This window comes from Runella sp., assembly GCF_965279615.1.
Classification (GTDB): Bacteria; Bacteroidota; Bacteroidia; order Cytophagales; family Spirosomataceae; genus Runella.
This window is the reverse complement of the sequence record NZ_OZ257252.1, coordinates 4777632-4790796: the sequence shown is the minus strand read 5'-3', so window position 1 is coordinate 4790796 and position 13165 is coordinate 4777632. Positions and strand designations below refer to the sequence as shown.

Genomic DNA, 13165 nt, shown 5'->3' with positions numbered 1-13165 from the left:
CCCTTGCGATAATTCGGCATAGAAGTAAAAAGTATTTGTGTACTAATTATTTAGGATTCTTTTTTAACTGAAACTGAATACATTTGGGAGCATAGGATGCCTGAAAAGTTACCGGAACCCGTACACTGCTTACGCAACCCACATTCAGCAACGATTTGCCTTCGGCATAATAGGTGCCTAAATGCGGAGGTTTAAAAGAAATTGAATTGGCTTTTACTACCTTTCCATTCGTAGATGCATCATACCAATCTACGGTATTATCCGCTCCGACAGAGGCCATAATGGTGGGCAATGTATCGCCTCGACATACTACGGTATTTTGCGTCGTTACATTGACGGTGATCGGCACACAATTACACTCAAAGCGATTAAGTGTGATCGTTTCATCCTTAAAACAGTTGGAGTCACTAAAAATCCGTATTGTATATTTTTGTGAACTTGAAGGGTTTACGATATTTTTAACCAAAATGCTGTCTGTAGGTAAGGCAAGGGCATCATCAAACGTTCGTTGTCCTATATATTTTTCACCTATAGAATAATCATATTTTGTGCCGTATCTATTCGCTTTCAGCTTAATGGACGCATCATTTTGAGGATTATTTTGGAAACAGCTCGGCGTCTTTGATTCAAGCACAAACTCAGGAAGTGGATTTACAAAAGCGTAGGAAGGTACGCGGGTTCCTGATTTGCATCCCGTTATTAAATCTCTTGCTTCAGCATATACAATTCCGGCCTGTGTGGGCTTAAAGAAAAGCGAATTTTGTTTGAGTAGGTTGCCTCCAACGGGCGCATCGTACCAGTCAACTATTGTGCCAAGATTCACAAAGCTATGAATAGTGCGCAACGTATCCCCCGTACAAACGCTTTGACTTTCCGGAACAACTGTGGGTGGATGAGGGCATTCGCAGATCGTTGGTTCGAACTTCAACACGGTATCCTTAAAGCAACCGGTAGCGCCAAATACACGAACAGTATAAAAGTCAGTGGTCAATGGATTCACTAAATTTTCCAGAATAATTCCATTAGCGGCTATATCGGTAGCGGTATCGTACGTTTTATTACCCAAATACTGTACCCCTTTGGTATAGTCGTATCTGCTTCCGTTTTGGACATCCAATAACGTAATTTTAGCATCCGCTACAACACTCGCCCCGATACACGTACCGCCGGTCACAACGCCACGGAAAGAAGGAAGCGTATTGATAAATGCGTAGGAAGGTACTCGTGATACGCCTTTGCAATTCGTTGCAATGTTACGCGCTTCGGCATACACCGCTCCGGCTTGCGTTGGCTTGAAGAAAAGAGAACCTTGTTTGAGTAAATTGCCCTGCTCATCATACCAATCTATGGTTACGCCGGGCTCTACAAACCCATGAATGGTGCGCAATGTATCTCCTTCGCACACGCTCTGGCTTTCCGGAACCACAAACGGCGGTATAGGGCAAATACATTCCCGATGCAGTAAGGTTACACTGCGATCAGAAACACAACCCGTTGATTCAAAGAGACGTACCGTATATTCTTGACTGACGGCCGGGTTAGACAATGTATCTGCCAAAATGCCATTTGGCGGAATGACTGTAGCCGTTGCAAAGGTTTGATTTCCGGTATAATTAGTTCCAACTGAAAAATCATATCGTCTCCCCGCAGGTACGTTGTTGATTTGCAATTTTCCGTCCTGCCGGGCAGTCAGTCCATCACATGACGTTGGTAAACCAGTAATAGTGAAGGAGTCACAGGGACGAAGTGTAATATCATCCAACAAGAGGTCATTGCCGCAACCGCCGGGCGCATCATTAATGATTTTCAACACCACCTCGGTTTGGCCGGCACCGGTCGTAAACAAAAATGCATATTGTTTCCATATAAATGCATTTGTTTCCGCTATATCTCCGGTGGTGTAGGTTTGTAATAAAGTGCCATCCAAGGATTCGATCTGAAGGGTTATGTTAGGGTCTATCCCATTACCACTGCAACCGGTCGTTTTCAAGATGTTAGCCATCCAAGCGGCCACTTCATACGTTGTATTCCCGCAAAGACCGCTTATGGTTTGGCGATAAAATTCTCCGGAACCGTAGGATGCATTAAAGACAGCCATACGACCATTAACATCATTGGGCGTGTGATCCTCCGAAACGATAAACCAAGAGCCGTAGAAGCAGTTATGAGTAGAATCGGCAACGGTATATTGACCATCCTCGGGGCAGTCGGCCGATATCGGATTATACGTAGTAGTTGCGCCGGGAGCCGCGGCAGCCAATGTTGTAAATCCTGTCCCTGTTCCAAAAGTAATATTCACCACCGGACTGCCAAGCGTACCGGTACATGTTTGCGCCAATGCCTTTTCTACGACATAGAAGAGCAATATTGTTGCTGAAAAAAAACATTTAAAAAAGATATGTTTGGCAAACATCTAAGGTACTTTGGCTTAAACTTAAAGCTCAAAGGACAAAAATCATGCCATTTAGACCCGATCGGGTCATTCCCAGATTATGTTCTCTTTGACTTCATACCAAGGCTCCATCATTCGATCATACTCCTTCTCAATGACATTCCGCTTTGTTTTCATGGTGGGTGTCAACATATTATTGTCGACAGTCCAGGCATTCTTCATTACGACGATTTTCTGAACCCGCTCGTACGATTTTAGTTTTGGATTTACATCCGACAAAGTGGCAACGAGACTTTGTGTAACAGCCTCCCGCTCAACGGCACGAGCCATTTCCGACAACACAACCAGCGCAATAGGTTGCGGCAGGCTTTGTCCTACCACACATATCTGTTCAATCAGCTTATTATCGGCAAATCCAAATTCTATCTGAGAGGGCGCCACGTATTCGCCCTTTGCCGTTTTATACATTTCTTTGACCCGCCCTGTTATCTTTAGATACCCCTCATTATCCACTTCGCCTACATCGCCGGTGTGTAGCCATCCATCCTCGTCAATAGTTTCGGCGGTCATTTTAGGATCTTTGTAGTAGCCTACCATGTTCCAATCGGAGCGTGTCAATATTTCACCGGTATCGGGCAGTATTTTTACCTCAACGCCCGGATACAATTTCCCTACCGTTCCGTCTTTGGGCTTATCGCCGGGCGTCATGCACACGGCACCCAAATTTTCAGTCATTCCGTAAGCTTCCTGAATTTTGACGCCCAAACGGCGAAACCACAAAATGAGCGAAGCAGGCATCGGAGCCGCTCCGGTCAAAATCAATTTAGCCTCATTAAGCCCAAGACCCTGACGGATTTTTTTCTTAACAATGCCGCTGATAATGGGGATTTTAAGCAATAAGTCCAATTTTTTCTGCGGCATTTTGGCCAATACTCCCAATTGAAATTTAGTCCAGATACGGGGCACTGCTAAAAAATGTGTAGGTCTTGCTTTCGCCAGATTCTTGGTAAATGTGTCGAGTGATTCGGCAAAATAGATTGTACCCCCCGTCCCGATACTCGTCGCTTCCACAATATTGCGCTCGGCAATGTGCGACAAAGGCAAGTAGGAAAAAAAGCGCGTTTCGGGCAGACCATAAAGAAGCAGGTCTTTGGTTGCCGCAACCGCCGAAGCCATTGCTTTATAGGTGAGCATCACTCCTTTGGGATTGCCCGTTGTGCCGGAAGTATAAATAATGGAAAACAGGTCTTCCAAATTTGGGCGGGGAGATTGTTTTAACGGTTGGTTGTGGGTAATGATATCATCCCATTGTACATGTTCAGGATCAGGATTATACCTTGGAAAAGAAATGCAATTAACGCTTGCGGGAATTCTTTTTTTCATTCCCTGCCAATCGTCCAACTTTCCGACAAACAGCACCGAACAACCACTGTGATTCAGCACCTGATTTAATTGGTCGCCTGTGAGTGTAGGATAAAACGGTACCGAAACATGCCCTGCCACCAAGATAGCCAAATCAGCAATGATCCACTCCGCACAGTTCTTGGAAACAAGCCCTATGTTGCTCTTTGGTGCTAAACCCAGCGAAATCAGATACGTCGCCAATCGCCTTACCTGATCACCCGTTTCTTCCCACGTAAAATCTTTAAATTTATCCCCAAAAGGCTGACGCAAAAAGATCTTTTCAGGCTGGTTTTTTTCCCAATGGTAAAAATAATCCACAAAGGTTTTAAGTACCTCAGGATTAGGAACTGCCGTCGTTTTCATTATTCAATAAGGTTTAGGGTTTTCAAACAAAAATATAACTTTATTGGTAATAAATTGTTTTCAACCTATAAAAATGAAAAACCATAACGAAAAATAGACCGAATCAACAAGTCCGGCAACTTGGGCGGGGCGATACAGAAGAATTTATATACTCAGAGAGGGAACATTTCCAATTATAACTTCTGTCCGGAAGCCCACAAAACAGCATTTTGAAATAAAGTCGTAAAGGCCTCATTCTTAAACAGATCAGGATGATGCCCCATGAAAATATAGACATTTTTGGCCTTCATTTGTTCATTTGACCATATCACCGGATGGTCGCCCATTTTGATTTTTGAGTCAGGAACATAGGTAGATTCATCCACGGAAGCCAATACATGCACATTGGGGCGCGGGCTTTTGTCGTAAGTGTACCACTCTTCTTTACTGAATTCAAACGAAGAAGGCATCCCTTTAAAACAGGGATGCTGCCCGGCTTCGACCCGAACCGTTGCTTTAGCAAAATCAGGAATATAGTTTTTGTAGCGAATGCCGCCCAAAAATGTCGAAAACCAAGGCCACATGGCATATCCATCAAATTCGCCCAGTAACGACGCGTGATGAAACCCGATCCATCCTTTGCCTTTTCCTTCTTTAATGTATTTTTCAAAAGCAGCTTTGGCGGTATCACTCCAACGATACGGCGGATAATCCAATTGAATGAACAATTGATATTGGTTCAAAAAGGCATCGTTGACAGGTGCCGCATTTTCGATGTAATCAACCGTAAAATGATGTTCCGATGCTTTTTGTTGCAGCCAAATTTTTGCCGCCGCCACAAAAGGAGCATGAATACTGTTGGGTTCGGCCAAAACCACCGCTTTGAACGCCTGTTTTTGCTTCTGTGCATCCACAGGAAAAATGGCAGTAAACAGTGGAAAAATGAAAAGGAGAACGCAGGAAAGGTGCTTATCCATCGTTTATACAGTTAACTTTGTGCGTTTAAAAGGGATAACAATGATTCAGTTACTGGCAAAGGTAGGGATAAACGGCTTCTTCTTCGCGTTGATCGGAATGATCGTATTGGCGTATTTTTTTCCTTCTTTCGGAACCGAACAAAGCATCCTCCATTTGCCTGATATTGCCGAATACGGCGTATCTGTTATCTTCTTTTTTTACGGATTAAAACTCAATCCCGAGAAACTGAAAAGCGGCCTGAGCAATTGGAAATTGCACATAGTCATTCAATTAACAACGTTTATATTATTTCCGCTTATTGTTCTGGGGATCGGGGCAATTTTCAGTGTCGACACCACTTCACTGACTTGGGTAGGCATTTTTTATTTAGCTACGCTACCTTCTACCGTTTCTTCTTCGGTGGTTATGGTGGCAATTGCGGGTGGCAATCTACCCGCCGCTATTTTCAACGCCAGCATTTCGAGCATCATCGGCATTTTCATTACACCTCTGTGGATGAGCCAGTTGCTGAAACAACAGGATGCCGCTTTTGAGATCACTCCCATTATTCTTCGCCTGTGCCTGGAAGTGTTATTGCCCGTTATTCTAGGTTTTTTGCTTCATAAAAAATGGGGAAAATGGACGGAGCGTTACACCGGCACATTACGAATGTTTGATCAATTGATCATTCTGATGATCGTTTACACTTCTTTTTGCGAATCATTTGCCAATAATATGTTCAGCAATCAATCCGCAAGCGAAATCGTTGAACTGGGGTTATTGATGCTGTTGTTCTTTCTGGTAGTTTTTGGGATCATGCTATTGGTCAGTCGTTGGCTCAAGTTCAATCGTCCGGACAAGATCACGGTTTTGTTTTGCGGCTCTAAAAAATCATTGGTTCAGGGAGCCGTGATGGGCAAAGTGTTATTTCCCAATCCCGTCATGATGGGCGTGGTTTTGCTTCCTTTGATGATGTATCATGCCCTGCAATTGATGGTGGGAAGCATGATCGCACAGCAAATGGGCAAAAAAGAAGCTTCATAAGCAATTAAGTTTTAACTTGCCATTGCGATGCACAAGCGGTATTTTTGAACAATTTTGTGTCGCAAATCCTTACATTTCATCTTCCAAGCCCTTTTTACCCTTGAAAAAAAATGCTACTCTCGCCATTGCGGCGGCTTTGACCGTTTTTCAGGCAATGGCCCAAAAACCCAAAGAGACGTGGGATGTTTCCAAACCGCACGGTCCTTCCAAAGAAGTAAAATTCACGACCAATGAAGGTACATGGATGAACCTCGACGTGAGTCCCGACGGGAAGGAGATTGTCTTCGACATGCTCGGTGACCTTTATACGCTGCCCATCAGCGGCGGAGAAGCCAAATTGCTTGCGGGAGGATTGCCGTTGGAAATCCAACCCCGCTACAGTCCCGACGGCAAACGAATTTCCTTCACCAGCGACCGTGGCGGCGGCGACAATATCTGGACCATGAAACGCGATGGCTCAGACCTAAAACAAATCTCCAACGAAGAGTTTCGACTTCTTAATAACGCCGTTTGGACGCCGGATGGCCAATACCTCATTGCGCGTAAGCACTTTACGGCTTCTCGCTCCTTAGGGGCCGGTGAAATGTGGATGTATCACGCAAGTGGCGGTACAGCGGGATTGCAATTGACCAAGCGCCGAAACGATCAGCAAGACGCCGGCGAGCCTTGTGTTTCTCCGGATGGCCGCTACGTGTATTTCAGCGAAGACATGAGCCAAGGCCCTAATTTTCAGTATAACAAAGATCCAAACGGGCAGATTTACGTCATTCGTCGTTTGGATCGCCAAACGGGCACTTTAAAAAATATCGTCACCGGTCCCGGCGGCGCGGTCAGACCGCAGATCTCGCCCGACGGAAAGCAACTGGCGTTTGTACGACGCGTGCGCACGAAGTCAGTATTGTACATTCACGACTTGAAAACGGGCGAAGAATTTCCTGTTTTTGATCAATTGAATAAAGACCAACAGGAAGCGTGGGCCATTATGGGTTTATATCCCAATTACGACTGGACTCCCGACAGCAAAGATGTTGTGATCTGGGCAAAAGGTAAATTGTTCCGCGTAAATGTCGCCACGGCTAAAGCCACCGAAATTCCGTTTACGGTCAATGCCAGCATTACGGTACAGGAAGCGGTTCGTTCTCCACAGACGGTATTTACCCCTACTTTTGACTCTAAAATGATCCGTCAGGCACGTACTTCACCCGACGGAAAAACGTTGATTTTTCATGCCGCAGGGTATCTCTACAAGAAAACCCTGCCCAAAGGAACGCCCGAACGCCTTACCAAAGCTACTGATGTATTTGAATACGAACCCACGTTTAGCCCGGATGGAAAGTATTTGCTATATACCACTTGGAGTGATTCATTGACGGGAAGTATTCGAAAATTGACGTTGGCCAATAATACCATTGAAACGCTGACGACGGAAAAGGGATTTTACCAAACACCTGCCTTTTCGCCCGACGGCTCCAAGATTATTTACCGCAAAGGAACAGGCAATGGCTATATGGGTTACGCCTTTGGCAAAGAGCCGGGTTTATACTTAATGTCGGCGACGGGAGGCGAGGGCACGTTTCTCCGTGACAGCGGTGAGGAGCCTCTGTTCAGCGCCGCCGGTGACCGTATTTTCTTTTTGGAAGATGGCCAGAGCAAATCGTTTAAAAGTGTAACGCTCAACAACACCGACGAACAAACGCACTTTACTTCACAATACGCCACCAAGTTTGTGCCCAGTCCTGATAATAAATGGATCGCTTTTCAGGAATTATTCCATCTGTACATTGCTGCTTTTCCTACCACCGGCAAAGCCGTAGACTTATCAGGCAATACCAAGGCATTTCCCGTCTACAAAGTCACACGTGACGCCGGCGATTACCTGCATTGGTCTAACGACAGTCAAAAATTGCATTGGACGATCGGCCCTGAGTATTTTACCCGTTCTATCAAGGAAAGCTTTTTGTTTGTGGAAGATGCGCCCGAAAAATTACCGGCCATTGATTCAACCGGTATCCCGATTGGCTTAACCCTCTCAACCGATGTTCCCAAAGGTGTGGTGGCGTTTAAAGGCGGCACGATTTTAACCATGAAAGAAAACGCCCAAGGACAGTTGGAAGTGATCAAAAACGGCACGTTGGTTGTTAAAGATAATAAAATCGTGGCCGTTGGCGCGGCAGGTCAGGTGAAAATTCCGGCAGAAGCAAAAGTGATTGATGCCTCGGGCAAAACGCTGATGCCGGGTATTATTGATGCACACGCCCACATCGGAACGGGCAATGAAAAGTCGGCGCAACAGCAGTGGTCGTATTTTGCCAATTTGGCCTACGGAGTCACGACCGTTCATGACCCTTCTTCCAATACCGAAATGGTTTTCAGTCAATCTGAAATGGTCAAAACAGGGCGAATGATCGGGCCGCGTGTTTATTCTACGGGAACCATTTTGTACGGTGCCGACGGTGATTTTAAAGCCGTGATCAATAGTTTAGATGACGCACGTTCGCATTTACGCCGCATGAAGGCGGTAGGTGCATTTTCGGTCAAGAGTTACAATCAACCGCGCCGCAATCAACGTCAGCAAATCATTCAGGCCGCTCGTGAATTAGGCATGTTGGTCGTTCCCGAAGGCGGTTCGTTCTTCAATCACAACATGACCATGATCATGGACGGGCACACTACGATTGAGCATAACATTCCGGTTGATCCCGTTTACAAAGATGTGGTGTCTTTGTGGAGCAACAGCAAAACGGGCTATACACCTACACTCATCGTGAGTTTTGGAAGTGTTTCGGGAGAATATTATTGGTACCAAAAAACCAACGTTTGGGAGCAATCACGTTTATTGACATTTGTTCCGCGCTCCATTGTTGACAGCCGCTCGCGCCGCCGTGAGATGCTGCCCGATGATGATTTCGGACACATCGGCAATTCTCAAACAGCCCGCAAATTGGCCGACGCAGGCGTAAGTGTACATTTAGGTGCTCATGGTCAATTGCAGGGCTTGGGTGCGCATTGGGAACTTTGGATGTTGGGACAAGGCGGTATTTCTAATTTACAGGCTCTCAAACAGGCCACCATCGGACCGGCTAAAAGCTTGGGTTTAGACAAAGAGATCGGCTCATTGGAAGTAGGAAAATTAGCTGACTTGCTGGTGCTTGACAAAAATCCGTTGGAAAATCTTCGCAACAGCGAAAGCATAAAATACGTAATGGTAAACGGGCGGTTGTACGATGCCGAAACCATGACTGAAACGGGAAATTATAACTGTACCCGGAAAAAGTTTTTCTGGGAAAACAATCGGTATAACGCTGCTTTTGAGTGGCATGCCGAAACTCGCAGTTTTGGTGCTGTGCGTTGTATTTGCCAAGGACGTCAATAAGTTATGGCATAAATTGGACTAATCCCCTTTGCGTTTTATCCTAAAGGGGATTAGTCATTCGTATAAAATCGTGAGAGTCACAATAGTATACCAAAGCATTAAGTTGCTTTTTGACATACCCAAACTGCATTATTCACACCGTATGCAAAAACTTTTATCTATTCTTACAGCAGCTCTTTGCGTGAGTTTGTCGGTGCGAAGCCAAGTCGCCGACACCAGCACCGTTGCCATGAATGTGCCCGGTTCGCCTTTGGCACTTTATAAATCTGCAACCATTTATTCCCCCCATTTGTACAATGGGCAACGCTATCATATTTACGACAGTCGCTCGAAAGACCATCAGTTTTTTCAGAGCGAGGATTGGCAAACCGGCTCTGTTTACTACGATGGGCAACTGTACCAAAATCTTCCTTTGCTTTACGATATTTTTAAAGGTTTCGTGGTAGTAAGGCACCCCGAGCGCTCCGGATTGGTGCAATTGCAAAGCGAAAGAGTACGCGACTTCTCAATCGTTGGCAACCGTTTTATCAAGATTGAAAAGGACGAGTCAAAAGGCATTGATATACCCACAAGCTTCTATCAGATTCTGTACGACGGAAAAACGCAGGTGCTTGCCCGGCGAGTGAAAGAACGGCAGGAACAAATTGAGAACAATAAGGTCAACGTCTATTTTCATGAAAAGAATTTCTTTTACATCAAAAAAGACGGGGTATATCATATTATCCGTTCCAAAAAAGCAGCACTTTCTCTGTTTGAAGACCAAAAAGCGGCACTTAGAAAAGCGCTTCGCGAAAATAAGATCAAATACAGAAAAGCCCGCGAACTTGCGCTTATCCAAATGGCCACCCAGTACGACAAGCTACGTCCATGAAACAAACTCTACTCCTCACCTCCCTTTTCTTATCTGTAGCTTTTTCGGCTTTGTTTGCCCAAACAACGAGCGAAAAACGCATGACTGCGCAATTTACTGACGCACGGTTCAGCCAATTTGTCAAAGAAGCGGAAGCACAGACCGGACATTATTTTTACTACGACGCGTCGCAGTTGGACAGTTTGAAAATCACGTTGCAGGCCCAAAATCAGACATTGGTATCGGTATTGCTGCAAGTGTTTAAAGACACCGAATTCAAATTTTCGATAGACGACCAACAACGGGTTTTTGTCACTTCCGGTCAACCACTCATTACGCAATTACCCGATGATCTGTTTAACCTCAGTACGCCTACTAAAGACGCCGATCAAACCCAGTACGTAGCACCCACGACGGAAGAACAGGATAAACTACTGTCAACCGCCGAAAGCAAACTCCATAACATCGGTGCTCAACGTCAACGGATCACGGAAGGGAAATCGACGGTTTCGGGTTACGTCAGAAATGCCGTAACCGGCGAACCGGTAATTGGGGCAGCGGTCTATATTGAATCCCCTTCCATCGGGGTTTCTACCGATGCACTTGGTTTCTTTGCGTTGACCATTCCGCGCGGAAAACATACGTTGAAGATCAAAAGCATCGGTATGCGCGATACTTATCGGCGCATTGTGCTGTACGGAGATGGAAAACTGGATATCGAAATGCAGGAAAGCGTAACGGCGCTGAAGGAAGTAGCCATTACTGCCGGCCGAGATGTAAACATTGCCGGGACGCAAATGGGTCAGGTGAAGCTCAATATCAAAACCATGAAGCAAGTGCCTACGGCGTTTGGGGAAACTGACTTGCTGCGTACCGTACTTACGTTACCGGGCGTAAAAGCAGTCAGCGAAAGCAGCGTAGGGCTTAACGTTCGCGGAGGTTCGACCGACCAAAACCTTATACTTTTCAACGACGCCGTGGTCTATAATCCTTCGCACTTATTTGGATTCTTTTCGGCCTTCAACCCCGACGTTATCAAAGAAGTGGAATTGTACAAAAGCACGATTCCTTCCAAATACGGCGGACGCCTTTCGTCGGTATTGGAGATCAACAGCCGCGATGGAAACAAGAAGAAATTTGTCGGCTCCGGTGGAATAGGCTTGCTGACCGGGCGCTTTGCCATTGAAGGCCCGATCATCAAAGAGAAAAGCTCTTTTATCTTAGCCGGTCGTTCGACCTATTCCAATTGGGTACTCAAAAAATTGGACAGCCCTTCGTACAGTAAAAGCAGGGCCATGTTTTATGACCTAAACCTTCATGTTAACCACGAAGTCAACGAGAAGAACAGCATTTCGCTGATGGCTTATTTCAGTAGTGATCAATTCCGCTTTTTCGGCGATACAACCTATTCTTACCAAAATAGGCTAGCGTCATTGAAATGGAAACATACGTTCAATCCCAAGTTTTACAGCGTTTTCACCACGGCGTACAGTCGCTATCAATATGACATTGGCAGTGAGCGCGTGCCTACTACAGCCTTTGATCTAAAATTTGATATCAGCCAATCGACCGCCAAAGCTGATTTTACCTACTTTTTACACCGTCAACACACGCTGGATTTTGGGGTAAATGCCGTTTATTACAAATTGTATCCCGGCTCATTGAAACCGTCTCATCCTGAGTCATTGTTGATTCCTGACATTATGGAATCTGAGCAAGCGGTGGAAAGTGCCGTGTATTTGGAAGATCGCTTTGATGTAAGTCCCCGATTATCTTTGAGTGGCGGCATTCGTTTTTCCATGTTCAATTACCTTGGCCCAAAAACCGTTTATAGCTATACTGAAGGCCTTCCCATTGAAAAAATCTATACGTCGGGCAGTCAGAAATATACTTCCGGGCAAAACATTAAAAACTATCAGGGCCCTGAATACCGGGCTTCCGCACGCTATCTTGTCAATCCTACCACTTCCGTTAAGCTCAGTTATAACACTACGCGGCAATACATTCATTTGCTGACGAACACAATGGTGATGTCGCCGACCGACATTTGGAAATTGAGCGATTCGTACATCAAGCCGCAATTGGGAAGCCAGTTGGCCTTGGGTGTATATCGTAATTTACGGGGCAATAAACTCGAACTTTCGGTAGAAGCGTATTACAAAAACATTCAGAACTTTTTGGATTACAAGGGTGGTGACTCTCTTATCTTGAACCATCGCGTCGAAACAGCCGTCATTTCCACCACCGGAAAAGCGTACGGTGTGGAATTGATGGTGAAAAAATTGACCGGCAAACTCAACGGTTGGGTGAGTTATACCTATGCTCGCTCGCTGTTGCGCGCCAACGACCGTACCTCTTCCGATGCCCCCAACAACGGTAATTATTACCCAAGCAATTACGACAAGCCGCACGATTTTACGATGGTGAGCAACTATAAGTTCTCGCACCGTTTCAGTCTTTCATTGAACTTTACGTACAGCAGCGGCCGACCTTATACGCCGCCTATCGGGAAGTATATGTTGGAAGGCGTACAGCGCATTTACTATGCCGACCGCAATCAATTCAGAATTCCGGACTATTACCGCATGGATTTCTCCATGAACGTAGAAGGAAATCACAAGATCAAGAAATTGGCACACAGTTCCTGGACGTTTGCCATCTTTAACTTATTGGGCCGCAAAAATCCGTCTTCCGTTTATTTCAGAACCCAAAACGGTATCGTGAATGGGTATATGCTCTCTATTTTCGGCAGACCGATTCCTACCGTTACGTATAATTTCAGATTTTAGCCCACATCGTTATT

The 13165-nt window shown here is 45.4% G+C and carries 7 protein-coding genes; 4 read left to right on the top strand and 3 right to left on the bottom strand.

What is annotated here, in order from left to right:
* Window positions 1–46 precede the first annotated feature (46 nt).
* From ACQY73_RS20500 to ACQY73_RS20490, 3 genes are all read right to left on the bottom strand, one after another.
* Window positions 47–2365: an immunoglobulin domain-containing protein gene (locus ACQY73_RS20500; RefSeq protein ID WP_428654366.1), complete on the bottom strand. Its 2319-nt coding sequence runs from the start codon at window positions 2363–2365 to the stop codon at window positions 47–49.
* Window positions 2366–2479: 114 nt separating this feature from the next.
* A complete protein-coding gene (locus ACQY73_RS20495) occupies window positions 2480–4159 on the bottom strand; it encodes an AMP-binding protein (protein ID WP_428654364.1) in 1680 nt (559 codons plus the stop codon).
* Between the two features lie 173 nt (window positions 4160–4332).
* Window positions 4333–5115 carry a ThuA domain-containing protein gene (locus tag ACQY73_RS20490; RefSeq protein ID WP_428654362.1) on the bottom strand — a complete coding sequence of 261 codons (783 nt, stop codon included), beginning with the start codon at window positions 5113–5115 and terminating at the stop codon, window positions 4333–4335.
* Window positions 5116–5155: 40 nt separating this feature from the next.
* On the opposite strand from ACQY73_RS20490, the gene ACQY73_RS20485 reads away from it, so the two are divergent.
* From ACQY73_RS20485 to ACQY73_RS20470, 4 genes are all read left to right on the top strand, one after another.
* The gene (locus ACQY73_RS20485) at window positions 5156–6139 is read left to right on the top strand and encodes a bile acid:sodium symporter family protein (protein ID WP_428654360.1); all 984 of its coding nucleotides are present in this window, start codon (window positions 5156–5158) and stop codon (window positions 6137–6139) included.
* Window positions 6140–6293: 154 nt separating this feature from the next.
* A complete protein-coding gene (locus ACQY73_RS20480; protein ID WP_428668513.1) occupies window positions 6294–9512 on the top strand; it encodes an amidohydrolase family protein in 3219 nt (1072 codons plus the stop codon).
* 142 nt (window positions 9513–9654) lie between these two features.
* Window positions 9655–10383 carry a hypothetical protein gene (locus ACQY73_RS20475; protein ID WP_428654357.1) on the top strand — a complete coding sequence of 243 codons (729 nt, stop codon included), beginning with the start codon at window positions 9655–9657 and terminating at the stop codon, window positions 10381–10383.
* On the top strand, window positions 10380–13151 hold the full coding sequence (locus ACQY73_RS20470; RefSeq protein ID WP_428654355.1) for a TonB-dependent receptor: 2772 nt from the start codon (window positions 10380–10382) through the stop codon (window positions 13149–13151). Before ACQY73_RS20475 ends, ACQY73_RS20470 begins: the two co-directional genes overlap by 4 nt.
* Window positions 13152–13165: the final 14 nt, after the last annotated feature.

Excerpts from the sequence above, each read along its gene's own strand:
- ACQY73_RS20495 (WP_428654364.1), bottom strand. The coding sequence starts at position 4,159 with ATGAAAACGACGGCAGTTCCTAATCCTGAGGTACTTAAAACCTTTGTG.
- ACQY73_RS20490 (WP_428654362.1), bottom strand. The coding sequence starts at position 5,115 with ATGGATAAGCACCTTTCCTGCGTTCTCCTTTTCATTTTTCCACTGTTT.
- ACQY73_RS20485 (WP_428654360.1), top strand. The coding sequence starts at position 5,156 with ATGATTCAGTTACTGGCAAAGGTAGGGATAAACGGCTTCTTCTTCGCG.
- ACQY73_RS20480 (WP_428668513.1), top strand. The coding sequence starts at position 6,294 with ATGGCCCAAAAACCCAAAGAGACGTGGGATGTTTCCAAACCGCACGGT.
- ACQY73_RS20475 (WP_428654357.1), top strand. The coding sequence starts at position 9,655 with ATGCAAAAACTTTTATCTATTCTTACAGCAGCTCTTTGCGTGAGTTTG.
- ACQY73_RS20470 (WP_428654355.1), top strand. The coding sequence starts at position 10,380 with ATGAAACAAACTCTACTCCTCACCTCCCTTTTCTTATCTGTAGCTTTT.